The organism is Ureibacillus sp. FSL K6-2830 (genome assembly GCF_038004145.1).
In the GTDB taxonomy this organism is placed as follows: Bacteria; Bacillota; Bacilli; order Bacillales_A; family Planococcaceae; genus Ureibacillus; species Ureibacillus thermosphaericus.
The window spans coordinates 1,380,363-1,405,626 of sequence record NZ_JBBOQR010000001.1 but is presented as its reverse complement, the minus strand read 5'-3'; the positions used below and the strand labels follow the sequence as shown (position 1 = coordinate 1,405,626).

The 25,264-nt window shown below is 39.6% G+C and carries 15 protein-coding genes, 1 tRNA gene, 3 rRNA genes and 4 pseudogenes; 14 read left to right on the top strand and 9 right to left on the bottom strand.

Annotated elements, in window-relative coordinates:
• The first annotated feature begins 37 nt into the window (after nucleotides 1–37).
• The 4 genes from NSU17_RS06925 to NSU17_RS06910 all read left to right on the top strand — a co-directional run bounded on the left by NSU17_RS06925 (nucleotide 38) and on the right by NSU17_RS06910 (nucleotide 5,742).
• Nucleotides 38–1,777, top strand: coding sequence for an ABC transporter ATP-binding protein (locus NSU17_RS06925; RefSeq protein WP_340704664.1), 1,740 nt, complete (start codon nucleotides 38–40; stop codon nucleotides 1,775–1,777).
• The gene (locus tag NSU17_RS06920; RefSeq protein ID WP_340704663.1) at nucleotides 1,770–3,575 is read left to right on the top strand and encodes an ABC transporter ATP-binding protein; all 1,806 of its coding nucleotides are present in this window, start codon (nucleotides 1,770–1,772) and stop codon (nucleotides 3,573–3,575) included. Before NSU17_RS06925 ends, NSU17_RS06920 begins: the two co-directional genes overlap by 8 nt.
• 322 nt (nucleotides 3,576–3,897) lie before the next feature.
• Entirely contained in the window at nucleotides 3,898–4,611 is a 714-nt protein-coding gene (gene cwlD, locus NSU17_RS06915; protein ID WP_016839509.1) for an N-acetylmuramoyl-L-alanine amidase CwlD, read from the top strand.
• Between the two features lie 78 nt (nucleotides 4,612–4,689).
• On the top strand, nucleotides 4,690–5,742 hold the full coding sequence (locus tag NSU17_RS06910) for an Mrp/NBP35 family ATP-binding protein (RefSeq protein ID WP_096550118.1): 1,053 nt from the start codon (nucleotides 4,690–4,692) through the stop codon (nucleotides 5,740–5,742).
• Between the two features lie 352 nt (nucleotides 5,743–6,094).
• On the opposite strand, the gene NSU17_RS06905 is transcribed toward NSU17_RS06910, so the two are convergent.
• Nucleotides 6,095–7,375, bottom strand: coding sequence for an IS4 family transposase (locus NSU17_RS06905; RefSeq protein ID WP_340705490.1), 1,281 nt, complete (start codon nucleotides 7,373–7,375; stop codon nucleotides 6,095–6,097).
• A 379-nt stretch (nucleotides 7,376–7,754) separates the two neighbouring features.
• A complete protein-coding gene (gene gerD, locus NSU17_RS06900) occupies nucleotides 7,755–8,375 on the bottom strand; it encodes a spore germination lipoprotein GerD (protein WP_340704662.1) in 621 nt (206 codons plus the stop codon).
• 153 nt (nucleotides 8,376–8,528) lie between these two features.
• Between gerD and NSU17_RS06895 the strand changes: the two genes are divergently transcribed.
• The gene (locus NSU17_RS06895; RefSeq protein ID WP_340704661.1) at nucleotides 8,529–9,203 is read left to right on the top strand and encodes a KinB-signaling pathway activation protein; all 675 of its coding nucleotides are present in this window, start codon (nucleotides 8,529–8,531) and stop codon (nucleotides 9,201–9,203) included.
• A 112-nt stretch (nucleotides 9,204–9,315) separates the two neighbouring features.
• Here NSU17_RS06895 and NSU17_RS06890 read toward each other — a convergent pair whose 3' ends face one another.
• The gene (locus NSU17_RS06890) at nucleotides 9,316–9,966 is read right to left on the bottom strand and encodes a hypothetical protein (RefSeq protein WP_339287655.1); all 651 of its coding nucleotides are present in this window, start codon (nucleotides 9,964–9,966) and stop codon (nucleotides 9,316–9,318) included.
• 246 nt (nucleotides 9,967–10,212) lie between these two features.
• On the opposite strand from NSU17_RS06890, the gene NSU17_RS06885 reads away from it, so the two are divergent.
• The 4 genes from NSU17_RS06885 to NSU17_RS06870 all read left to right on the top strand — a co-directional run bounded on the left by NSU17_RS06885 (nucleotide 10,213) and on the right by NSU17_RS06870 (nucleotide 15,731).
• A 16S ribosomal RNA gene (locus tag NSU17_RS06885) occupies nucleotides 10,213–11,765 on the top strand.
• Between the two features lie 303 nt (nucleotides 11,766–12,068).
• Nucleotides 12,069–14,995, top strand: a 23S ribosomal RNA gene (locus NSU17_RS06880).
• A gap of 68 nt (nucleotides 14,996–15,063) precedes the next feature.
• Nucleotides 15,064–15,179: ribosomal RNA gene (gene rrf / locus NSU17_RS06875) — 5S ribosomal RNA — on the top strand.
• The 16S, 23S and 5S rRNA genes sit together here with 1 tRNA gene alongside, the layout of an rRNA operon.
• Nucleotides 15,180–15,656: 477 nt before the next feature.
• Nucleotides 15,657–15,731, top strand: a tRNA-Asn gene (locus NSU17_RS06870).
• A gap of 275 nt (nucleotides 15,732–16,006) precedes the next feature.
• Here the strand turns inward: NSU17_RS06870 and NSU17_RS06865 are convergent.
• The 5 genes and pseudogenes from NSU17_RS06865 to NSU17_RS06845 all read right to left on the bottom strand — a co-directional run.
• Nucleotides 16,007–16,705, bottom strand: a complete 699-nt coding sequence (locus NSU17_RS06865) for an ISL3 family transposase (RefSeq protein WP_340704660.1) — start codon at nucleotides 16,703–16,705, stop codon at nucleotides 16,007–16,009.
• Entirely contained in the window at nucleotides 16,624–16,938 is a 315-nt protein-coding gene (locus tag NSU17_RS06860) for a hypothetical protein (protein WP_340704659.1), read from the bottom strand. Before NSU17_RS06860 ends, NSU17_RS06865 begins: the two co-directional genes overlap by 82 nt.
• 12 nt (nucleotides 16,939–16,950) lie before the next feature.
• Nucleotides 16,951–17,250, bottom strand: coding sequence for a transposase family protein (locus NSU17_RS06855; RefSeq protein ID WP_340704658.1), 300 nt, complete (start codon nucleotides 17,248–17,250; stop codon nucleotides 16,951–16,953).
• Between the two features lie 242 nt (nucleotides 17,251–17,492).
• Nucleotides 17,493–18,698, bottom strand: a pseudogene (locus NSU17_RS06850) (IS110 family transposase).
• A 549-nt stretch (nucleotides 18,699–19,247) separates the two neighbouring features.
• Nucleotides 19,248–19,478, bottom strand: a pseudogene (locus tag NSU17_RS06845) (IS256 family transposase); the annotation flags it as partial.
• Nucleotides 19,479–19,706: 228 nt separating this feature from the next.
• Here NSU17_RS06845 and NSU17_RS06840 point away from each other — a divergent pair.
• Both NSU17_RS06840 and chrA read left to right on the top strand, forming a co-directional pair.
• Nucleotides 19,707–20,016: pseudogene (locus tag NSU17_RS06840) on the top strand (PadR family transcriptional regulator).
• Nucleotides 20,017–20,095: 79 nt separating this feature from the next.
• A complete protein-coding gene (gene chrA / locus NSU17_RS06835; protein WP_340704657.1) occupies nucleotides 20,096–21,301 on the top strand; it encodes a chromate efflux transporter in 1,206 nt (401 codons plus the stop codon).
• 367 nt (nucleotides 21,302–21,668) lie between these two features.
• Here chrA and NSU17_RS06830 read toward each other — a convergent pair whose 3' ends face one another.
• The gene (locus NSU17_RS06830) at nucleotides 21,669–21,905 is read right to left on the bottom strand and encodes a hypothetical protein (protein WP_340704656.1); all 237 of its coding nucleotides are present in this window, start codon (nucleotides 21,903–21,905) and stop codon (nucleotides 21,669–21,671) included.
• Between the two features lie 680 nt (nucleotides 21,906–22,585).
• Here NSU17_RS06830 and NSU17_RS06825 point away from each other — a divergent pair.
• The 3 genes and pseudogenes from NSU17_RS06825 to NSU17_RS06815 all read left to right on the top strand — a co-directional run bounded on the left by NSU17_RS06825 (nucleotide 22,586) and on the right by NSU17_RS06815 (nucleotide 25,218).
• A complete protein-coding gene (locus NSU17_RS06825) occupies nucleotides 22,586–23,956 on the top strand; it encodes a sensor histidine kinase (protein WP_340434111.1) in 1,371 nt (456 codons plus the stop codon).
• A 6-nt stretch (nucleotides 23,957–23,962) separates the two neighbouring features.
• On the top strand, nucleotides 23,963–24,634 hold the full coding sequence (locus NSU17_RS06820) for a response regulator transcription factor (protein WP_340704655.1): 672 nt from the start codon (nucleotides 23,963–23,965) through the stop codon (nucleotides 24,632–24,634).
• Nucleotides 24,635–24,646: 12 nt separating this feature from the next.
• Nucleotides 24,647–25,218: pseudogene (locus NSU17_RS06815) on the top strand (TVP38/TMEM64 family protein).
• The last annotated feature ends 46 nt before the right edge of the window (nucleotides 25,219–25,264 follow it).

The following is a 25,264-nucleotide window of genomic DNA, read 5'->3' as shown; positions in this document are numbered from 1 at the left end:
AAATTAAACGATGGTAATAAAGAAAAGGAGTAACAAAATGCGTGCAGCGTTAAAGCTTTCAAAATATTTAAAGCCCTATAAGCATTTTGCGATTTTAGCGCCGATACTTATGGTGTTGGAAGTAGCGATGGATTTAATTCAGCCAACGATTATGCAGAAAATAATCGATAAAGGAATTGCAACGAATGATACACAGTATATCATTATGATGTTTGCTGCAATGATTTTGTGTGCAATGATAGGATGGCTTGGAGGTGCAGGTTGTACATATTTCAGTTCGAAAGCGGCGGTAAACTTTGCATCTGATGTTCGAGCGGATTTATATGAAACTATTACATATTTTGCGAATAGCAATAAGGACAAGTTCACTTTAGGAAAATTGATTACCAACTTAACAAATGATATCGAAAGGTTGCAAAGGGCCTTAAACATGTTATTAAAAATATTCGTTCGCGGGCCTTTTATGTTTGTTGGGGCGGTCATTGTCGTATTTTTTACGGCAAGAGATTTATTTCCAGTACTGTTTTTTGTGGTGCCTGTATTAATCATCAGTTTATATATTTTTATTCAATTATCGATTAAGCTGTTTCGAAAGGTGCAGGAATCAATCGATCAAGTGAATACACGTGTGCAGGAGAGTTTGGCGGGGATTCGTGTCATTAAAGCATTTAACCGTATGCGATATCAAATGAAGCAATTTGCAACTGTCAATCATCAATTAACGAAACGCAATATGACGGCAGATCAAGTAGTAGCTGCCTTAATGCCGATTACCCAATTTGTTGTCAACATCGGAATTGTACTTGCACTTATGCTTGGTGTCGTGAAAGTCGATGCAGGAGCTATTGAAATTGGGGTAATTGTTGCATTCATCAACTATTTGATGATGATTTTGAACGGCCTTATGAGTTCCAGCAACGTACTGATTCAAATTGCGCGGGCTATACCAAGTGCAGAACGTGTCGTTGTCGTATTGGAAGAGCAGCCTGATATTACGAATGTTGAAAACCCAGTGAAAAAAGAAATTCAAGGAAATGTGAAATTTGACAAGGTTAGTTTTTCTTATAACAAACACGTTGAACCGGTGTTGAAAGAGATTTCCTTTGAAGCGAAAGCCGGCAGTACAGTAGGGATTATCGGTATGACAGGCAGTGGAAAATCGACATTAATCAAATTGATCGGTCGACTCATGGATGTCGATGAAGGAACTATTTACATTGATAACATTCCAATACAGCAATATGACATTGACATGTTAAGAAATGCTATGGCTTTTGCCCCACAAAAGGCAACATTGTTTTCAACAACGATTGAAGAAAACTTAAAGTATGGGAAAATTGACGCAACTAAAGAAGACATTCAAGAAGCGCTCTTTGCATCAAACGCCTTTGAGTTTGTGGAAAAATTGGATCATAAAGAACAACATGAATTAACGCAGGGAGCTACGAACTTATCCGGTGGGCAAAAGCAACGTTTGGCAATGAGTCGTGCAATTATAAGAAAACCAAAAATTTTAATATTAGATGATACAACATCAGCGGTAGATAGCATCACTGAAAAGATTATCCAGCGAAACATGAAAGAAGCTCTTAAAGACAGTACGAAATTTATCGTATCATCAAAAATTTCTTCTATTAAACACGCAGATTTGATTCTTGTGCTAGAAGACGGTCGAATTGTTGTCCAAGGAACCCACGAAGAATTACTGAAAATGAGCGAGCATTATAAAGAGATTGTAGCAACTCAAGTTGAAAGGGGAGGTGCGATTGATGAATAGGCTACAAGAATCCCTTACTGGTAGAGGGAGTGGTCGAGGCCGTGGTCCAGCAGCAAAGGCTAAAAATCAAAAGGCTACAATTAAAAGGATTTGGAGTTATTTAAAGAAACAAAGACTCAGCATCAATTTTGTTATTATTCTTGTGCTGATTACATCGGTGTTAAATATTTTAGGGCCTTTGATGATTGGTGTTATTATAGATAACTATATTCTTCCCCTCGACATTGAAGGAACTATTCGGATGGGAATGTTACTTGCAGCAATTTTTATCGCATCATCCTTATTAACTTGGTTGCAAACTTTTGTCATGATTCGAGCATCTTTAAAAACAATTCAAAATTTGAGAATCGAACTGTTTGAGAGAATGCAATCATTGCCGATTTCGTTTTTCGATCAAAAACAGCAAGGCGATTTGTTGAGCCGCATGACGAACGATATCGACAATTTGAATTTCGCTCTTTCACAAAGCGTCATTCAAATCGTATCGTCTGTATTATCTCTTGTAGGTACCGCCATTGCGATGGTGTATTTAAATTGGATATTAGCCATTGTTACCCTTTTGGTCGTTCCGTTAATTGTTTGGGCTACAAAACAGGTTGTGAAACGTAGTAGCATGAATTATCGAAATAGACAACGAGATTTAGGCAATTTAAATGGATTTATTGAAGAAACGATTTCTAATTCGGAAGTTGTGACGCTCTTCGGAAAAGAACAACAAACTATTCAACAATTTAAAGAAGCGAATGAGAAGTTGCGTTATTCTGCAATGCAATCAGAAATAGTATCTGGTTTGTTAGGACCAACGAATAACTTTATCAATAACCTCGGATCAGGTTTAATTGTTGGAGTTGGTGCTATTATGACGGCCAATTCTCTCGTTACGGTAGGTGTTATAACGTCATTTTTAACATATGCAAGACAGTTTTTCCGCCCAATTAACCAACTTTCAAACTTATTAAATACTTTTCAATCTGCAATTGCTGGAGCGGAGAGGGTATTTGAAGTACTAGATGAACGAACTGAATTAATGGATTCACCTCATTCTCTGCCTAGACGATCTCTAGAAGGAAATGTTGAATTTCGAAATGTCAGTTTTTATTATGTAAAAGATAAGCCGGTGCTAAAAAACATTTCGTTTCAAGCGAATGCTGGTGAAATTGTTGCTCTTGTTGGCCCAACTGGTTCAGGGAAGACAACCATCGTACAGTTATTAAGCCGTTTTTATGATGTAACTGAAGGTGAAATTTTAATAGATGGTGAAAATATTCAATCTTACTCAATGGAACATTTACGAGATTCAATAGGTGTTGTATTGCAAGATACGTATTTATTCTCAGGAACGGTAAGAGAAAACATCCGATATGGAAAACTAGATGCTACCGATGAGGAAGTAGAAATGGCAGCAAAAATCGCCTATGCCCATTCCTTCATAAAATATTTGCCGGAGCAGTATGATACATTGCTTGAATCAGGTGGTAAAAACTTAAGTCAAGGGCAAAGACAACTGATTGCGATTGCACGAGCTATTTTAAAAGATCCGGATATTCTAATTTTGGATGAAGCCACTTCAAGTGTTGATACAATGACAGAAGTGCATATTCAAAAAGGATTAAACAATTTAATGCAAGGCCGCACGAGTTTCGTCATTGCCCACCGTTTAAAAACAATCGAAAATGCAGATCGAATCTTAGTCATAAAAGATGGAGAAATAATCGAGCAAGGAAATCATAATTCCTTAATGTCCTTAGATGGATTTTATGCCCAATTGCAAAAACAATATCATCAAGCAGAAATTTAGCAGTAAACTGTCCCACTAATGTTTACAAAGCATAGGGGGCAGTTTTTTTCTATCATCATCAAATTTCGGATACATGAATAAAATATTTGAGTTTAGTAAAGTATACAGTTTGTGTCTTTCAGGAATCATTTTAAATCTATTCGTTTCTTAATAATCATTTGAATTTTAAGATGACTGAAACAAAGATTAGGATGAACAAAGTCTTTTAACAAGCAAGTTGGGTAATAAAAATAATCAACTTTTTATAGAAATTCTTTACGCATACAAGCCTTCCTTTCAGCGTATAGTAGTGCAAAAGGTTGCAAAAGGCGGTGTAGTAGATTTGAAACGATGGATTGCACTAATTGTCATTTTGCTCTGCTGTTTTTTAGTGGTTATGTATGAGACAAGCGCATCGGACAATCGATTTTTCCTTCCTGAACCATTAGGAGGAGTTAAAATCGTCGTTGATGCGGGCCATGGTGGGATTGATGGAGGAGCATCGGCAGAAAATGTTATTGAAAAAGATATTACGTTAGCAATTGCAAAAAAGGTTGAACAAAAATTAAAACGAATGGGTGCGGAAGTTGTGATGACAAGAACTTCAGATGGCGATGTTCTTTCGGAACACGCACCAAGTGAAGAGTTCTCTACATTAAGAGAAAGGAAAAAACAAGATATTTTCTTAAGAGAAAAAATTGTAAAAGAAAATGAGCCCGATATTTTCATTACGATTCATGCAAATGCTATCCCAGAAGAAAAGTGGCGAGGCGCTCAAGTATTTTATCATAAAGAAGGGCACCCAAACAGTGAGCTGCTAGCTAAAGCCATTCAATCTTCAATAAGAGAAAAGTTACAAAATACAGATCGAGAGGCTTTGGCAATCAAACAAATTTATCTACTGAAAAAAACCGAAGTTCCTGCGGTTTTGGTGGAAACTGGATTCTTAAGCAATCCTGAGGAAAGAAGTTTATTGGCAGATGAAAAGTATCAAGACAAAATGGCAGATGCAATTGTTAACGGAATTGAAAATTATGTAAATTTGGAGATTGAATAAGCAATATCGCTATGATTAAACACTTGGTATGTTATACTTATACTATCAATCGGAAGCTAATATAGGGGAGTGTTTATCGTGATCAATGAACAACAAGTCCGTGAAATTTTAGGACAACTACAAGACCCGTTTTTACATAGAACGCTTGAAGAAACAAACGGTATTGTCAATGTATCAATAAAAGAAGAAAAAAATCATGTGAGTGTAAAAGTTGCGATTGCTAAAACGAATACCCCAGAACAATTACAATTGCAAATGAAAATTGTTGAAAAATTAAAAGAAGCCGGTGCTTCAACTGTAGGAATTCGATTCGAAGAGTTGCCAACGGAAGTTCTTGAACGTTTCCGTGGAAAAGCAAATGAAGCCGAGTCCCGAGATATTTTATCACCATTATCTACAGTAAAAGTGATTGCCATTGCATCAGGAAAAGGTGGTGTAGGTAAGTCCACAGTATCAGTAAATTTAGCTGTTTCTTTAGCTCGTTTAGGGAAAAAAGTGGGCTTAATTGATGCGGACATTTATGGGTTCAGTGTCCCAGATATGATGGGAATTGAGGAAATGCCGATTGTAAAAAATGATCGAATTTATCCTGTGGAACGTAAAGGGGTAAAAGTCATATCCATGGGATTTTTCGTGGAGAACAATGCACCGATTATTTGGCGTGGTCCAATGCTTGGTAAAGTATTAGATCAATTCTTCCGTGATGTAGAATGGGGAGATATTGACTATCTATTATTAGATTTACCACCAGGTACTGGAGACGTAGCATTGGATGTTCACCAAGCGTTGCCTACATCCAAAGAAATTATCGTCACAACACCACATCCAACAGCAGCATTTGTTGCAGCACGTGCTGGTGCAATGGCCGTTCAAACTAACCATGAAGTTCTTGGTGTTATTGAAAATATGGCTTGGTATGAGTCGAAAACTGGTGAGCGAGAATATGTTTTTGGTAAAGGCGGAGGACAAAAGCTTGCTGAAGAATTGCGCACAGACTTATTAGGACAAATTCCGCTTGGACAACCTGACTGGGATAACGAGGATTTCGCTCCATCAATCTATGAAGAAAACCATCCAACAGGAAAAATCTATTTAGATATAGCTCAAAAAGTTATTAATAAATTGGAGTAGGATAGTAAAAGAGGCAGGGACAAAAGATAAAAAAACACCATTTTCTCCCGTGAGAAAATGGTGTTTTTTTGATAGATAATTGAAGAAAATTGATTTCCGTTCCGGGGACGCTTTCCGCGGGCCCGGCTCGAGCCCAATGTCAGAAACTTATACAACCAATAATTTACAGTTAGTAGGCAACCATCTGGCTGTCTACTTTTAAAAATACTATTCAACCTACAAAGTGTTGATAATTTTCTAAAATCGGCTAAAAAAGGCAATAGGATGCCCGGGGCTTAAATTTTTATTTTTTTAAGCCCCTAATTTATTTACATTTAATAAACAAATAGGTTATATTTATCCTATGTATTGTTTATAGACACCTTTTTTGGTTTAGGGGATACTTTGTTGAGGACAGACCATTCCTTCGTGGGTAGCTTCTCCCAGATCGAATAGGTGTCTTATTTCTTATAATCACTTTCATGATTTTTGTAAACATTCTCTCTCTTTTGATTGGACAATCTTCTAATAATAAGTGAACCATCCTATCTTTTAATTTTCCTATTAAGATATTTGTGTTTACTTGATAATCATGTTTTCGTCTTTTTTTCTTACTCTCCTCATTAATTGTTTCATTGGCATCATTTCTCAATAAACTGACCATATTCGATAAATATATTGATGCATAGAAATCTTGTTCAATTGCGATTTTCGAACTACCCGTGAAATTTTCTATTTCGATTTTATTTTTCACATCATTATATTCTGTTTCAATTCCCCAGCGTTTAAAATAAAGAGATTTAAACTCAGAGATACCAAACTCTTCCTCGGTTAAATTTGTGACAAGTATTTCTTCCGTGCCAGAATCCAGTGGGAATCTAACTACACGAGCAGTAATCACTTGTTTCCTATGTATTATATGAATGTTTTGATCAGCATCTTTCGCTTCGACAATTTCCTTTATCGTATTTTTTTGACATCGCATCACATATTTGATACCAAGGGCATCTAAATAGGCAATAAAATCTCTCGATGGATACCCTCGATCAAATAAAAAAAGATCATTTTTTAATCCAATTTGTACGAGTTCTTCAATCATATCCTTTGCACTATCTCGCTCAGCTACCTTATATGGATTGATTCTAGAAGTAATAATGATTCCATTCTCAAGATCGTAAATACAAGAGGCACTAGCTCTTGCATAACTTGTCTTATGATTTTTTCCATACCCAAAATAATTTCGAAGCTCCTCAGTATCAGGGATTTGGAGCACACTTCCATCGATTGCGCAAAGTCTAAATCCACGATAAGTTTTAAAGGAATTTTCTTCATAATACCAATTCACAATCGCTTTTGTAAGTTTTACAAAAGCGAGAGGAGAAATCTTTTTTCGTGCGGCTGAATAGCCTTGTTTGGAAATACTAATTTCTGATAAATTAAATTTGTCGAAAAAGTCGTCAAGTTCAATTTGGAGGCTCTTTTTAACAAAGTTTAAGCTAAATAGAATAGTATTTTTAAAATTTAACTTCTTTTCTTTTCGTGTAAAATACGTTTCTTTTGTCCGAGATTCAAGCATAAACATCACATCATTCAGCAACTTTCGAGTAATCTCAATCGCCCCTAAAAAAGTACTTTTTGTTTTCAAAAAAACCACCATCCTCGTTTTATTAACCAAAAATTGGATTCTAAAACGATTTTTGGTGGCCTTTTTAAAATTACAAGAGGCTTATTACCTAATTTTATAAAAGTTAAATTAAATATTATTTTCCATTAAATGTAACGTTAAGTTGATGACATTGGGCTCGAGCCTCCTCTGATTCAATCATTCGCTCCTGCGGGGTCTTGAGAGGGCTCGTCGCAGGAAAGCTTTGCTTTGCGACTAAGCGTGCGCGACAGGAGCACTCGCCCCGTCACTCCAATCAATTTTTTACAAAAAATCTTTTTGCAGCTCGTTCACTTTATTAGTTACGTCCCAACCTCTAAAATTTTGAGTAGCGAGTATATAATCGCAATTTCTTTTTCTTATTAAATAATTAACTGCTGCCACCTTGGTCTTGACCTGGCTCATCTTGCCCCCCACCACTACTTCCTTTACCTTTTTCTTGTGAACCGCCAGATTCACCGCTCTTTTTAATTAACTCTTGCCATTTTGTTTGCAGCAACGGATTTTCAATTGTCTCCATTACAACTTTTTCAATTTCTTTCCTTAATTCTGCACTTTTTAAGATGGATTCTAATTCTTTTTTCATTTCAGGTTGTCCAAAAAATGCAATTAAGTCTTCTTGAAAAGAGGCGTCTTTTATTAATTGCTTCATAATTTCAGTTTGCTGTTCTTTCATGCTTTTAGCCATTGATTCCTTAAATTTTGGATCCTCAAAGGTTTTTTTCCAAAATTCTTGGGCCTGCTCTGACAATAATGAATTATTGATTGATGTTTCCACTTCATCGTGTTCTAAAATAACTAACTCCCTAAAACTAGGATCTTCCAATAATTGTCTAATTGCTTTTTTTCCATCTTCTGTTTGAATAGCATCGACGACAATTTTCTTTACTTCTTCATAAGACGGTTGGGCATTCGGTGAATCGGAACAACTCGCGAGCAATATCAACATGAAGAATAGGATCAATAATCGATTAAACAGGGGATTTTTCAACTTTCTCAGTCCTTTCTATATAAAGGCTCTCTTTTTATTTATTCTTCACAATTCTTTTCATAATATGTACATGTTTATAACTTCGATAGCTTTTTTAAAAAACCATTGATAAAATAATGAAGAGATTGAAAAAAATAAAGGGAGCATTGTGTCGTGACAATACGAAATTGGATAAAATTTTTCTCAATGTGTATGTTAATTGGCGGTGTTGTCACAGGAGTGGCAGGCATCATCATTCGATGGAATTTTTTTAGTTCATATTTAGCCGCAGGAGAAATAGTAGAGTTTTTTGCCGCATTTGTATGGATGATTTTTTTAGGTTTTACAATGAGCGTAATTGCCCAAGCAGGCTTCTTTGCATATTTAACAATTCATCAAATTGGAGTCGGTGTTTTTAAAACATTAACTTTATGGAATTGGGTACAAGTTCTTTTGATGATCGTGGTTGTCGGAGATTTAATTATTTTCCGTTTTGCTCCGGTTGCCGAGAGCGCGAAAGATTGGCTCTTCTATGGAGGACTATTAATTTTTCTAATCTCTAGTGCTATTGCAACTGCTATAAAAAAAGTTCAATTAACTGGAAAAAAACATATTTTAATTTCATCTTTGTTCTTTATGATTGTTATTACTTGTTTAGAGTGGATTATTCCGTTGATGGGGCGTAAGGGCAATATTGATACATATATAGCCCTATTATTATTCCCTCTAATTGCAGTAAACGCTTATCAATTATTAGCTTTGCCAAAATACAATCAAAAATCCAATGAAGATCGAAAAAAATTAGATGAGCGCAAAAAAACAAGAAAGCAGAAGAATGTTGGTAAGTAATGATATTTAGAAAATAATTAAGGGCATCCAACTACACAAGTCGGATGCCCTCAATTTTTATTTAATATTTTTTCTGTTGGATGTAATGAGGATGTAATGTTATTAATTATTTTCATGGCATTTTTGTCGATTTAATGGAGTAACCGAAAATGTTTTCTTCTAATGAAATGAATTTATGTTGCTGAATAAATTTTGAAATATTTTTGAAATTAGGGTTTGATTGTTCATCTAGTTGTAAACTAATGATAGCACCTTTTACATCATGATAGTGGTTACCTTCTTCATAAATGTGAGATGGTGATAATAAATTGATTTCTTCGTGAAAGGCAGCTTGTTTCAACTCTCCAGGAAATTCATAATCCTTCGTCATAAACCATAGAGGCTTCTGATTAAAATATTTTTTATAAATCTCCACTTCTTTATTAAAAGTTTTTATGCTATATTCTTCTTTACCATAACCTCCGAGTAAGCCAGTGGAAATGTTTTTTTTCTGAATTAACTCTACTAGCTTTGGAGAACGTTCAATCCATTTTGCATCCAGCATTAATATAGGATAAGGAGCATGAAGTGATTCCAACCATTCAGGCAATCCTTCGTGAGTAAAAGAAATTTCCACTATTAATGATTGTCCATAATTACCCTTAGATATAACTAGCGGTTCATGGGTCATTCGAAAAACGGAAACAATCGAACTTTTCTGAGGATAAATTAAAAAGGAAATCACTATTACTATAAATAGTGCCAATATCATTTTACGAAACATCAGTTTGTCCCCTTTTTATAGGATTTTGTTTAGTAAAAATGGTTCCTAAAAAAAACTTATGAAAAAGTGTTGACTTTCATGAATGAAAGATGTTAATATATAAAAGTCGTCGAAAGACAGCGAAATATGTCAAATGAACCTTGAAAACTGAACAACAAAACGTTAATGCAATAAATTATCTAGTTTGTTAACCCTCGTTGACAAACTAGATTCGGACATTCAATTTTTGAGCAAATCAAATTTTCTTTTATGGAGAGTTTGATCCTGGCTCAGGACGAACGCTGGCGGCGTGCCTAATACATGCAAGTCGAGCGAACCAATTGAAAGCCTAGCTTTCATGAGGTTAGCGGCGGACGGGTGAGTAACACGTGGGTAACCTGCCCTATAGACTGGGATAACTCGCGGAAACGCGTGCTAATACCGGATAACACATCAAAGTGCATGCTTTGATGTTGAAAGATGGTTCTGCTATCACTATAGGATGGGCCCGCGGCGCATTAGCTTGTTGGTGGGGTAACGGCCTACCAAGGCGACGATGCGTAGCCGACCTGAGAGGGTGATCGGCCACACTGGGACTGAGACACGGCCCAGACTCCTACGGGAGGCAGCAGTAGGGAATCTTCCACAATGGGCGAAAGCCTGATGGAGCAACGCCGCGTGAGCGAAGAAGGTCTTCGGATCGTAAAGCTCTGTTGTAAGGGAAGAACAAGTGCAGTAGTAACTGGCTGCACCTTGACGGTACCTTACTAGAAAGCCACGGCTAACTACGTGCCAGCAGCCGCGGTAATACGTAGGTGGCAAGCGTTGTCCGGAATTATTGGGCGTAAAGCGCGCGCAGGCGGTTTCTTAAGTCTGATGTGAAAGCCCCCGGCTTAACCGGGGAGGGTCATTGGAAACTGGGAGACTTGAGTGCAGGAGAGGGAAGCGGAATTCCATGTGTAGCGGTGAAATGCGTAGAGATATGGAGGAACACCAGTGGCGAAGGCGGCTTCCTGGCCTGTAACTGACGCTGAGGCGCGAAAGCGTGGGGAGCAAACAGGATTAGATACCCTGGTAGTCCACGCCGTAAACGATGAGTGCTAAGTGTTAGGGGGTTTCCACCCCTTAGTGCTGCAGCTAACGCATTAAGCACTCCGCCTGGGGAGTACGGTCGCAAGACTGAAACTCAAAGGAATTGACGGGGGCCCGCACAAGCGGTGGAGCATGTGGTTTAATTCGAAGCAACGCGAAGAACCTTACCAGGTCTTGACATCCCGCTGACCGCTATGGAGACATAGCCTTCCCTTCGGGGACAGCGGTGACAGGTGGTGCATGGTTGTCGTCAGCTCGTGTCGTGAGATGTTGGGTTAAGTCCCGCAACGAGCGCAACCCTTGTCCTTAGTTGCCATCATTCAGTTGGGCACTCTAAGGAGACTGCCGTACAAATACGGAGGAAGGTGGGGATGACGTCAAATCATCATGCCCCTTATGACCTGGGCTACACACGTGCTACAATGGACGGTACAAACGGTCGCGAAGTCGCGAGACGGAGCCAATCCGAAAAAACCGTTCTCAGTTCGGATTGCAGGCTGCAACTCGCCTGCATGAAGCCGGAATCGCTAGTAATCGCGGATCAGCATGCCGCGGTGAATACGTTCCCGGGCCTTGTACACACCGCCCGTCACACCACGAGAGTCTGTAACACCCGAAGTCGGTGAGGTAACCCTTTCGGGAGCCAGCCGCCGAAGGTGGGACAGATGATTGGGGTGAAGTCGTAACAAGGTAGCCGTATCGGAAGGTGCGGCTGGATCACCTCCTTTCTAAGGATATTTACGGAAGCATTAGCGTTTTGTGTTCAGTTTTGAAGGTTTATGACCTTCAAAGTTATAGTGTTGTTCTTTGAAAACTGGATAAACGACATTGAAAGCAAGCAATTTACTGTAAAGCGCAAACAACTAGGCTAACACGACGTAAATGCGACGTGGATTAAAGCCGTAAGGGTTGCGAGACGCAAGCAAGACAAGGGAATGAGCGAGTGAGAACCGGAGTGTACTATATGCGTACATGAGGATTCGAACGAGCGAAATTGACGAAGTATTGCGCAGCGTATCGAAAACCGTAAAGGTTAAGTTGTTAAGGGCGCACGGTGGATGCCTTGGCACTAGGAGCCGATGAAGGACGGGACTAACACCGATATGCTTCGGGGAGCTGTAAGTAAGCTTTGATCCGGAGATTTCCGAATGGGGGAACCCACTGTTCGTAATGGAACAGTATCTTAACGTGAATCCATAGCGTTAAGAAGGCACACCCAGGGAACTGAAACATCTAAGTACCTGGAGGAGAAGAAAGAAAAATCGATTCCCTGAGTAGCGGCGAGCGAAACGGGAACAGCCCAAACCAAGAGGCTTGCCTCTTGGGGTTGTAGGACACTCTATACGGAGTTACAAAAGGATGGATTAGATGAACCGTTCTGGAAAGGACGGCCAGAGAAGGTAAAAGCCCTGTAGTCGAAAATCCATCCTCTCCTGAGTGGATCCTGAGTACGGCGGAACACGTGAAATTCCGTCGGAATCCGGGAGGACCATCTCCCAAGGCTAAATACTCCCTAGTGACCGATAGTGAACCAGTACCGTGAGGGAAAGGTGAAAAGCACCCCGGGAGGGGAGTGAAAGAGAACCTGAAACCGTGTGCCTACAAGTAGTCAGAGCCCGTTAACGGGTGATGGCGTGCCTTTTGTAGAATGAACCGGCGAGTTACGATTACGTGCAAGGTTAAGCAGAAAATGCGGAGCCGCAGCGAAAGCGAGTCTGAATAGGGCGTTTTGAGTACGTGGTCGTAGACCCGAAACCAGGTGATCTACCCATGTCCAGGGTGAAGGTGAGGTAACACTCACTGGAGGCCCGAACCCACGCACGTTGAAAAGTGCGGGGATGAGGTGTGGGTAGCGGAGAAATTCCAATCGAACTTGGAGATAGCTGGTTCTCTCCGAAATAGCTTTAGGGCTAGCCTCGTGTGAAGAATACTGGAGGTAGAGCACTGTTTGGACTAGGGGCCCACCTCGGGTTACCGAATTCAGACAAACTCCGAATGCCAGCTATTTATACACGGGAGTCAGACTACGAGTGATAAGATCCGTGGTCAAAAGGGAAACAGCCCAGACCACCAGCTAAGGTCCCAAAGTAATCGTTAAGTGGAAAAGGATGTGGCGTTGCTTAGACAACCAGGATGTTGGCTTAGAAGCAGCCATCATTTAAAGAGTGCGTAATAGCTCACTGGTCGAGTGACGCTGCGCCGAAAATGTATCGGGGCTAAACGATTCACCGAAGCTGTGGATTCGTGCGTTGCACGAGTGGTAGGAGAGCGTTCTAAGTGCGTCGAAGTCAGACCGGAAGGACTGGTGGAGCGCTTAGAAGTGAGAATGCCGGTATGAGTAGCGAAAGATGGGTGAGAATCCCATCCACCGAATGACTAAGGTTTCCTGAGGAAGGCTCGTCCGCTCAGGGTTAGTCGGGACCTAAGTCGAGGCCGAAAGGCGTAGACGATGGACAACAGGTTGATATTCCTGTACCACCTCCCCGCCGTTTGAGTGATGGGGGGACGCAGGAGGATAGGGAATGCACGCCGTTGGTCGAGCGTGTCCAAGCAGCAAGGCGTGGAAGTAGGCAAATCCGCTTCCTAATACGCCGAGCTGTGATGGGGAGCGCGTTATGCGCGAAGTTCCTGATTTCACACTGCCAAGAAAAGCCTCTAGCGAGGCGGGAGGTGCCCGTACCGCAAACCGACACAGGTAGTCGAGGAGAGAATCCTAAGGTGAGCGAGAGAACTCTCGTTAAGGAACTCGGCAAAATGACCCCGTAACTTCGGGAGAAGGGGTGCTCATTGGGGTGCAAGCCCTGATGAGCCGCAGTGAATAGGCCCAGGCGACTGTTTAGCAAAAACACAGGTCTCTGCAAAACCGTAAGGTGAAGTATAGGGGCTGACGCCTGCCCGGTGCTGGAAGGTTAAGAGGAGGAGTTAGCGCAAGCGAAGCTCCGAATTGAAGCCCCAGTAAACGGCGGCCGTAACTATAACGGTCCTAAGGTAGCGAAATTCCTTGTCGGGTAAGTTCCGACCCGCACGAAAGGCGTAACGATCTGGGCACTGTCTCAACGAGAGACTCGGTGAAATTATAGTACCTGTGAAGATGCAGGTTACCCGCGACAGGACGGAAAGACCCCGTGGAGCTTTACTGTAACCTGATATTGAATTTCGGTGCAACTTGTACAGGATAGGTAGGAGCCGTAGAAGGGGGAGCGCCAGCTTCCCTGGAGGCGCCCTTGGGATACTACCCTGGTTGTACTGAAATTCTAACCCGCAAGCCTGATCGGCTTGGGAGACAGTGTCAGGTGGACAGTTTGACTGGGGCGGTCGCCTCCTAAAAGGTAACGGAGGCGCCCAAAGGTTCCCTCAGAATGGTTGGAAATCATTCGCAGAGTGTAAAGGCATAAGGGAGCTTGACTGCGAGACCTACAAGTCGAGCAGGGTCGAAAGACGGGCTTAGTGATCCGGTGGTTCCGCATGGAAGGGCCATCGCTCAACGGATAAAAGCTACCCCGGGGATAACAGGCTTATCTCCCCCAAGAGTCCACATCGACGGGGAGGTTTGGCACCTCGATGTCGGCTCATCGCATCCTGGGGCTGTAGTCGGTCCCAAGGGTTGGGCTGTTCGCCCATTAAAGCGGTACGCGAGCTGGGTTCAGAACGTCGTGAGACAGTTCGGTCCCTATCCGTCGTGGGCGTAGGAAATTTGAGAGGAGCTGTCCTTAGTACGAGAGGACCGGGATGGACACACCGCTGGTGTACCAGTTGTCTTGCCAAAGGCACCGCTGGGTAGCTATGTGTGGACGGGATAAGTGCTGAAAGCATCTAAGCATGAAGCCCCCCTCAAGATGAGATTTCCCATTGCATAAGCAAGTAAGATCCCTCAAAGACGATGAGGTAGATAGGTCCGAGGTGGAAGCACGGTGACGTGTGGAGCTGACGGATACTAATCGATCGAGGACTTAACCAATCATTTCAATGTCGTTATCCAGTTTTGAGAGAACAACCTCTCTGTAATTACATACATAATCAAATGAGTCTAGTGACGATGGCAAAGAGGTCACACCCGTTCCCATACCGAACACGGAAGTTAAGCTCTTTAGCGCCGATGGTAGTAAGGGGCTTCCCCTTGTGAGAGTAGGACGTTGCTAGGCTCAAAAAGCTATTACTGACGGAAGGTCGGTAGTGGCTTTTTTTATGCCTCTTACTACCAAGGACTGAAAGTCCGTTCGGCGCGATAGAGGAGTGGTATTTAAAACGAAAGGAAAACAATAATTTGGAGGAAACGAGAAGCACGGAGACCAAGAAGTTCAAGGAAGCGAGGCAGCCCGGAGCGGAGCGTACTGTGTACGTGAGCACCGGACTGCCGAAGGTGACGCAGAAATTCGCCGGTCAACGTGCTTCGGAGTTAGCGCCGATGGTAGAAAGGGGTCCCCTTGTGAGAGTAGGACGTTGCTATTCCATAATACCACTGCAAAGTGGTGCATATTTCACAAGTAAAAATCTAACGGTTTAAAAGATGGGAGCAAAACAACATTTAGTGGCAAAAAATTATAATAATCCACTTGTAAAAATAAAAAAAATGGATATAATATATTTTGTACGCAATAACATTATAAATATATCATTGTTCCGAAGTAGCTCAGTGGTAGAGCAATCGGCTGTTAACCGATTGGTCGTAGGTTCGAATCCTACCTTCGGAGCCATTTTTTTTGCATTTTTTTCAATAACAATGCTTCTATCAATTTTCGGTTCTTTGTCAAATAGTGTTGGTGAAAAAATTTTGTGACTCTCCTGGTATATGCAACCGCACAGCTTAGAGGAACTTCGAATCCTCTAAGCTTTTTTCATTGTGATTAAATTTTAGGTAATCAGAATCCGATTTTTACAGGTTCTTTGTCAAATGGTGTTGGTGAATAAATTTTAGTGACATTATTTGGTAATATGTAATCGGATGGCTTAGGGGAAATTCGAGGTTCCCCTAAGCTGTTTTTATTTTCGCTAAGTTTTGGGTAATGAATATTCGGTTTCTAAAGTGATAGAAGGATCGATAACCGAAAGAAATGCGTTTAATCACTTTGATTTTGTTATTAATCCCCTCTAAAATGCCGTTATTATAATCGTACTTTAGCGTATTCTCGACGTAATTGATGTATTTGTTGATTGTCTTGATGGCGGTTTTCATATAGCTGGAAACGATATTTTGTTTATTCTCTAATGTTTTCTTTAGGAGCTCAAAGTCTTTGGTTTTGATGCAATGTTGCACGTATTGATATAACTCATAGGACGCTTTTAATTCAGAATCTAAATCAATGAGATAGTGGAGAATCTCCACCTCACACATATGCTTTTTAAAGCAACGATGATATGTATAGTTCTTATAATCAAGTTTTGTTTGATCTTTCAGAAGGAGCTTCCAGTATTTTTTCAATTTATTGTAATTCTTTTTATCCCGATTCATGACGTTGATGCGCGTTTTGTTTAAAGCTCTGCTAAATAGTTGGAGGATATGGAATTTGTCGAGTATGATTTCCGCTTTAGGGAAAACTTCTTGGATTAAGGAAATATAAGGGCTGTACATATCGATGACAATCGTTTTTACCGCATCTCTCGCCTTCTTGGAATACCGTAAGAAATACTCTTTGAGGACATGTAATCTCCGGTCCTCCACGATATCCATAAGGACATCGCTCCAGCTGCGGATTTCACTGATTTAAACTCGTCAAAACACAAATGCTTTGGAAGGTAGTGAACATTTGGTTGATAGTAGCTATAAAAGCTGTCAATGACACGACTGACAGTGGCATGAGAAACATTATGTTTCATCGCAATATCTTTTTCGGATATTTTATCTTTGGCGTTTAAAGCAATTGATTCTTTGGTATTGTTGGAAATACAACAGTTTTTAGCCACGACGCTCGTTTTTCAAGTAAACGAGGAATGACAATGTTTACAGAAATAACGCTGTTTACGCAATTTTAAGTAAGTATGAAAACCTGAAATGCTAGGCATTTTAATGAGAGACGTTTTAAAACCGTGTTTAATGATTTGATTATCGAAGACATGGCCACAAGCATAGCACGCTTTTGGTTGGTAAGTTAATTGGCCATAAAAGACTTTTGATTGAACCCCTTTAATGAGTTCTTCTGCACAAAAATTTTCATCAAATGTGATATTTTTATCTTTTATATTGAGTAGGTTTCGTATAGAATGATGGTGAGACATGTGACACAACTCCTTTGGAAAATGTGTTTTGGCGATTACATTTTACCAGAGTTTTGTCACTGTCTCATTTTCTTACGATCAGTCAAGTATATTTTATTAATTTGTATATGTTTTTATTTTAGTTGTAGTTGTGAGGGGGTACCCCCTCACAACTACAACTAAATTTTGGCATGCCAAAAAGACCTAACGATTTTTAATTTTTTCGAAAGGTCATTTATGGTATAGTGTAGTTAATCGATTATTTAACTTAAGGCAGTTTCATAATCGTATAAAATGCCATGTGTCAGTAACTGGAACGTCACTTTTAAAAATTTATTGATACAGGCGATAATCGCAACCTTATGAGGCTTTCTCTGAGGTTGTGTTTTTAATTGATAATAGTAATCTACAAAATGATTCGGTTTATCTTTTTTCTTCATAATCATGGCACACACTATAAAATATAAAAGCTTTCGCAAGTGTTTGTTACCTCTTTTATTAATACGATCACGATACTGTGTATTCCCCGATTGATAGCGCATAATATCAATTCCCGCATAAGCCTTCAATTGTTTAGCATTTTGAAAGCGACGAATATCCCCCATTTCCCCAATTAATCTACAAGCAGTAGAATCACCGATACCAGGGATGGAACGTAAAACCATATACTCTTTTCGATCTTTTGATAAAGTAATCATTTGTTGGACAAGTGCTTCTTTTTTATCCTTTAATTCTGCTATTCGATTTGCGTAATCACGGACTTGTTCACATCACACATCGGTAGATTTAATCGCTGGATCACTATTTTGAGCAGCTTCTAATAAAGCAATTGCTTTTTTCTCTGCACGTTCTAAAGAAAGGTTCTTTCTTGTATTCGCTTTTAGGCGATTCTTAATGACAGTTTTAGAGTGAGCTAAAACAAGTGTTGGGTGTGGGGATCGTTGTACTATATTTAAAAATAGTGCAGAATTTGGTGTCAGTATTTTTTCTAATTCTGGAAAACTCAATTGTAAAATGGAATGCATACGATTTTTTAATAAAATCATTTCTTCATCAATTTCATCATCATAACGTGTCAATGCACGCATCTGCTCATAATAATCATCTTGGATATAGGTTGGTTCTCTCTCCATTTTAAAATGTGTTTTGGCGAATTCATGAGCATCGCTTATATCGGTTTTATGTCGACGCATCTTCGCCATTTGTCAGTTGGCTTCAAGGGGATAATATGCATAACCGTAATCTTTTAAAAATGCTTCCATCGGTTTTGAATAAACACCTGTTGCTTCAAATACAATGTCTGGTGCTTGGTCATCAAGTGATGTAATATCTACTATTCGCTTATGTAATTGTTCAAAAACTCTTCGTGTATGATTGATTTCACCTTCATATTTGCACTGACGATAACTATCATAGATCGTTACTGTACTCTTTCCTTTACTAACATCTAAACCAATAACATGTTTCATTCCATTACTCCTTCTTTGCCAATTCATAGAAGTCTTCACATTACCTTATCGATTCCACTTTCTTATACACGATCTCTATGGACCCAACATACTAAACTGATTCGCATAAGGGTGTGAAGTTAGCCAGTTTTTAATACGGATTCAAAGATCCCTGAGACTGGTCGACTTTTCTTCACTTCTACTATAAAAAATAGTAGCACAAACCTTGGCCTTGGTTTGTACTACTAATCTTAGTATGTTTTTGTTCAAAAAAATTGGTGCTGGTTTTTACTCACCAACACCAAATATTATAGAGCCGTTATTTTTTGTACTTTAAAGTTTCTTGATAATTTTTGAGAAGCTAATTTTAGTTGGGCAGGTGTCGAAAAACCGAAATTAGGAAGTTGATCGTTTTTATTTTAATTACGGAAGTTGTGAGTCGAATGGGCATTTTACTTGCTTACTTTTGTCATTAAATCCACAAGAAACATGAGTCCAGTAAACTGTTCAACATAGAAAAAAACTAGGCCTATTCAAGGATTTGGTTCTAATCATAAGTATTCAGATATAAAAAATATGGTTTCGTTCTCTTGGCACCAAAAGCCCCTCAATCCGGCCATATTGCGTATCTCGATTTCGTTGATCGTAGTCGTTTCTCATATTCGGCGTTCCAGCCTGTTCAATTTCGAGGAAATGTTTGATTTCTTCCCGCATGATCAGTTCGAATTTTTCTTTCACAAAGTGACGAATGGCATTTTCCAGTCGATTTGCCCAGTCGACATTCGGTATCTTTTTAGTCATAGGTAGGGTACTCCTTTCTCTAAGATTTTTGGTCCAATCAGAAAATCCCCTACCTTTTTTCTTTTGGTCTAGCAAAATGCTTTACACAAACTTATACATCATCTTGTTAAGAGAGAGGTACACAAAATTAACCTTATCTTAATAATGTCTCTCTTGAAAAACACCATATAGACGTGATACGATGCTATCGATTTTCGATATCGAAATTCGATCATGAAGGGGAACATGATGGAAAATAAAGTGTTGCGTAAATGGCTCCTTGGTTTTATTCACATACACATTTTACATCACGCTAAAGAAAGAACCCATATTTGGTTCATGGCTGTTAAAAGAACTGAAGAAACACGGCGATCAGATGAGCGCTGGAACCTTGTATCCTTTACTGCACAAGATGGAGTTAGCGAATCTATTAGAAAGAGAAGAAAAAACGGTTGAAGGGAAGAATAGAACAGATTACAGAACAACCGAAAAGGGACATGAGGTACTTATGAAAGCGAAAGAAAAAGCTTATGCGCTATTTAAAGAAATAAAGGATTAACGCGCTTAAACTTGGTGAGTTTGTTACATGTGGTACAGTACGTCATAGCAGGATATTATATCATTAGGAGGAATAGGCGTTGAATCGAGAAATTAAGTTGCAACAGGAACAAAGAGGTTCTGTTTGGGAAGTGTTGAAAACAGCTACCCGGTTAGGATTGACTTCTTTCGGGGGGCCTATTGCTCATTTAGGATATTTTCGCGAGGAATATGTGAACCGGCGAAAATGGTTAGATGAAAAAACATATGCTGATTTGGTCGCGCTGTGTCAATTCTTACCGGGGCCGGCGAGCAGTCAGGTTGGAATGGGGATTGGATTTATGCGGGCTGGTTTTTGGGGCGCGGTGGCCGCTTGGTTTGGATTTACCCTCCCTTCTGTCATTGCACTTGTCTTGTTTGCCTACTTTTTAAAAGGAACTTCCTTTAGTGAGGCTGGCTGGCTCCGTGGATTACTGGTTGTGGCAGTTGCTGTCGTCGCTCAAGCTGTGTGGGGCATGGCAAAAAACTTTGCATCCGATCGTCCGCGTGCCACCATTGCCATCGCAGCAGCGATTTTGACGTTGATTATTCCGAGTGTCTTTAGTCAAGTAGGAATCATCATAGGTGCTGGAATCCTAGGATGGTTTTTGTTCCGAAGCACGCCAGATTCAAAACCAGTTCCGATTTCGATCTCGATGCATAAAAAGACAGCAAGTATCTTGCTTATGTTATTTTTTGTTTTGTTAGGGGTACTTCCTATAATCCGACAGTTCACTGACTCGAATCTGTTTGCGCTCTTTGATAGCTTCTATCGCTCTGGCGCCTTGGTATTCGGTGGAGGGCATGTTGTCCTTCCATTATTACAAACAGAAGTGGTTCCTACAGGTTGGCTAACAGCGGAACAATTTTTAGCCGGTTACGGAGCAGCACAAGCAGTGCCCGGACCGTTGTTTACATTCGCATCGTACTTAGGAATGGCTAGTTTCGGATGGGAAGGAGCTGTAGTGGCGACTCTTGCGATCTTTCTACCTTCTTTTCTGTTAATCCTTGGAGCCCTTCCTTTTTGGAATTGGCTTCGTCATCATCCTCGTTTTCAAGCAGCACTGTACGGCATCAATGCAGCTGTTGTGGGAATTTTACTCGCAGCACTATATCATCCTGTATGGACGAAAGCGATTAAAAGTCCGTTCGATTTTTGCCTTGCTTTAGCCGCGTTTGGCTTATTAACGGTCTGGAAGTTTCCGCCTTGGATTGTCGTTGTATTTTCCGCCGTCGCAGGAGTTTTTCTTTCCTTTATTTCATCATAATCTATCCACTAGCAAAGTCGGGTTCACAGGAACTCGGCTTTTATTCTTTCGTTTAATAAAAGAGAAAAGGAGCGTACAGATTGGTTGTGTATAAGATGTGCGCCCCTTTATTTTTTAGGCTTTTATCATTTCGTTCTTGATAAGACCATTCTCCAAGCTTATTTTTTACTGAAATTTGTTTTGTACAGTGTGAAAATTTAGCTAACGAGGAATATTAGTGGAATAAAAACAAGGTAAGCAAACATATTTTATTCAACGTAAAAATGTAGCTGCTACGTTAGCGATGCAAAAGTTTCTCGAAACAGTAATGGATTCTTGTTAGTCTAAGGGAAAGAGGAGGGAAGAGAGCGTACTTTTCTTCCAGTAATCAGGAGGGCTTGACCATTTTCCCAAACACTGCCATCGTATGAATTTCGCCAAGATCCACACCGGCCGAATGTCCCGGCTGATAGGTTTTCGCTTTCTGGCCATCTTCATACGTAACCGCTAAATACCAACCGTTATCGTAACAACATTCGATTTCTTTAATCGTTCCTTGAGGTAAATTCGAGGCATAGACGATAATCGGCTTTTCTCTCTTCCCGTTATGGATGCCCATCGACAAGGTAATTTTCCCATTTTCATGAATCGTGAAACCGTCTTTCGCCCATTTAGCGGTGACAGTTTTCAGTTGGTTAGATGAGGCAGAAGTAGAAGAACTCAGGAACACGTTTCCGTCTCCGCATACAAAGGAAGAGGACGAGTGGTTTCAACAAGCGATAGAGTATGATATGCTTAAGAACGACCTGCATGAGCCGAATGTTGAATAAGAAAATAAAAAAGAACCTGTAACGCTCTTTACCACACCGTTCAGATGTTTCTTGTCGACAAGCATTCATATTAATGACCCATGATGTTCACATCGCTGAGACGGCGGAAGAGGGAGCAATTACTAAAATGTGTTTGGCAAACGGCAAGCACTGTAGACTTAAATCTGCAGTGCTTTTGTATTTGGTTTCTATTGAATTTATCGCTATGATAACGTAAGAATACGGAGCGGTTGTAATAATTTTACGATAAAAGTGAAATCGTCCCCAACAGTTACACTTGATTGAAATCCATAAATTCTGCAAATTTAGTTTATAAAATAAACATATCGTCCAAAGGCATAAATAGAGAGAGCGTACAAATATTTATTTGACGGAACCCATATGCCATATCGCTCGGAATCAACGAAAAAGAGATCAAAAAACAGTTTTTCCTAAACGATATGGAAGTTAATGGACTGATAAGGAAGGGACAAAAATGAGAAAAATCTCGTTTAAATTAGGACTATTATTTTTTCTATTTGTGTTAGGAATCGAAACGGTTTTGTTTGTGTCATTATATATTACGCTTGTTCATTCTAGAATTAATGAGGAATTTGAGCAGCTGTTGGCAAGAGGAAATAATCACCGCGATGTGTTAGAAAAAAATTACGACTCTTCTACGTTGGAACATGTCACCATGATGGAGTCGGAAGCGGTGACGGACGTTGTTATCACAGATGACAAGGGGAATATATTATATTTTTCGGATCATATTTTACCATTTGCCAAAAGAATAATAAAAAACGAAGTTAAAAACATTCCCCATGATGGTATGATTGTACAAAAAAATTGGCAAAAAGAGTCGCATATTTCAACAGTAAGCCCGATTCGGGTTGACGGCAAGATAAAAGGGTATGTCTATATGTTTCAAAATACAGCTTCCATTCAAAACATGATTTATAAGTTAAAGCATCATTTTATTATCGTTGGAATTCTTTCTGTATTTTTAACGATTATAACGATTGCTTTCTTATCAAGAGTGATTACGATTCCTCTCATTCGCATGAAACAGGCGACCGAAAAATTGAGCAAAGGTGATTTTTCTGTCCGTTTACAAGTAAAAGGAGAGGATGAATTAGCGCAATTAGGAAAATCTATTCAAACATTGGCAAGGGATTTAGAATACTTAAAAAAAGAAAGAAACGAATTTCTTGCCAGTATTTCTCATGAGCTTCGTACCCCTCTCACATATGTAAAAGGATATGCGGACATCGCCAGAAGACCAAACATTAAGGAAGAAGAGAGAGAGAAATATTTGACTATTATTTATGAAGAAGCAGAGCATATGCAAAAATTAGTAAAAGAACTTTTTGAATTAGCAAAAATGGATCAGCATTCCTTTCACATTCATCAGTCATCGACCAACTTATGTTCATTTTTAAGAAAAGTATACGAGAAAATGCACCCTGCTTTTCAGGCGAAAAACATGTCTCTTATATATCACTGTGATGGAAACATTACGGTCCATATAGACCAAAAACGTTTTGAGCAAGTGATGATGAATCTGTTAGATAATGCTTTAAAATATTCTGAGCAAGGTTCTACCGTCTCTATTGATGTAAGGACGGAGAAAAAGAACATCGTGATAATTGTTTCAGACGAAGGCAGAGGAATTCCTGAAGAGGATTTGCCGCATATTTTTGAACGGTTCTACCGGGTGGATAAATCAAGATCAAGAGCCAGCGGTGGAACGGGATTGGGCTTAGCGATAGCAAAAGAAATTATTGAAGCCCATGGAGGTTCTATTTATGCGGATAGTATCTACGGAAAAGGAACGAAAATGATGATTACATTACCGAAGGAATGAGGGAGCATGTATACGATATTACTTGTTGATGATGAAAAACGAATGTTAGATTTACTTGATCTTTATCTTTCGCCTAAAGGGTACCATTGTGTAAAGTGTGAATCCGGTTTATCAGCAATACAGTACTTAGAAAATAACAAAGCGGATTTAGTGTTATTGGATATTATGATGCCGGAGGTGGATGGTTGGGAAACTTGTAAATGTATTAGAGAATTTTCCAATGTCCCTATTATTATGGTGACCGCAAGAGATCAAACATTGGATATCGTAAAAGGACTTAATATGGGAGCTGATGACTATATCACAAAACCATTTGACGAATCCGAACTGCTTGCCCGCATAGAGGCGGTTCTGCGCCGTTCAGCAGGGAAACAACCAAAAATTGAGTTTCAAGGTTTAGTGTGGGATGAAGCTCAACATAAGGTTCAATATAATAAACATGATCTTTTTCTGACACCTAAAGAGTTTGCCATATTGGGGCTTTTTCTGAAAAACCCAGGCAGAGTGTTTAGCAGAGAACAAATTATTCTATCACTATGGGGCTATAACGCAAATACAGAAGAGCGCACTATTGATTCTCATGTGAAAAATATTAGAGAAAAGCTGAGACAAGCTGGGTTTCCAATCGATCGATTTCTGCAAACTGTTTGGGGGGTGGGGTATAAATGGAAGGGATAAGATGGGAAGAGAATGAAAGAGCAAATGATTACACTACTCAACACATATGAAAATGCTGCTTACTTCATTAGTATCGTTATAAATATAATAATCAGTTTTTAGGACTTGTGCCAAGCGTTTTTTTAACCGCTGCCAATTTGGCTGTGTTCGGGTTTTAGAAAGGCACCTTTTTATCTTTTGCTGGGGAAGCCATCGGGGCCGTTGTCTCTTTTGTTTTATATCGTAAAAAAGGATTTAGGAAACTTTCTGAAACAAAGTTGTTTTCTCATCCGAAAGTCAGACGTTTGCTTGAAGCAAAAGGTTTAGAAGCCTTTTTTCTTGTTTTATCTTTGCGGCTTCTTCCTTTTGTTCCGTCAGGAGTCGTTACCTTTGTTAAAGCGATCGGAAAAACTTCCTTGCTTATCTTTATGATTGCCAGTTCAATAGGGAAAATACCTGCCTTACTTTTAGAAGCCTATTCGGTTTATCAATTGATGAATTGGACATGGAAAGGGAAGGGAATATTAACATTTTTGTCTGTTTCTTTATTTCTTTTTACTTGGAAGAAAATCAATCGAAAAAAGGATCAAACCAACAAAACTTAGAGAGTTTATGTTTATGAAGAGTGACAAATATCATATCCAAAGAAGC

Coding starts and splice junctions, on each gene's coding strand:
- NSU17_RS06890 (WP_339287655.1), bottom strand. CDS start 9,966: ATGTTTCGTAAAATGATATTGGCACTATTTATAGTAATAGTGATTTCC.
- NSU17_RS06865 (WP_340704660.1), bottom strand. CDS start 16,705: ATGGATATCGTGGAGGACCGGAGATTACATGTCCTCAAAGAGTATTTC.
- NSU17_RS06820 (WP_340704655.1), top strand. CDS start 23,963: ATGTATACGATATTACTTGTTGATGATGAAAAACGAATGTTAGATTTA.
- NSU17_RS06925 (WP_340704664.1), top strand. CDS start 38: ATGCGTGCAGCGTTAAAGCTTTCAAAATATTTAAAGCCCTATAAGCAT.
- NSU17_RS06825 (WP_340434111.1), top strand. CDS start 22,586: ATGAGAAAAATCTCGTTTAAATTAGGACTATTATTTTTTCTATTTGTG.
- NSU17_RS06920 (WP_340704663.1), top strand. CDS start 1,770: ATGAATAGGCTACAAGAATCCCTTACTGGTAGAGGGAGTGGTCGAGGC.
- NSU17_RS06855 (WP_340704658.1), bottom strand. CDS start 17,250: ATGTCTCACCATCATTCTATACGAAACCTACTCAATATAAAAGATAAA.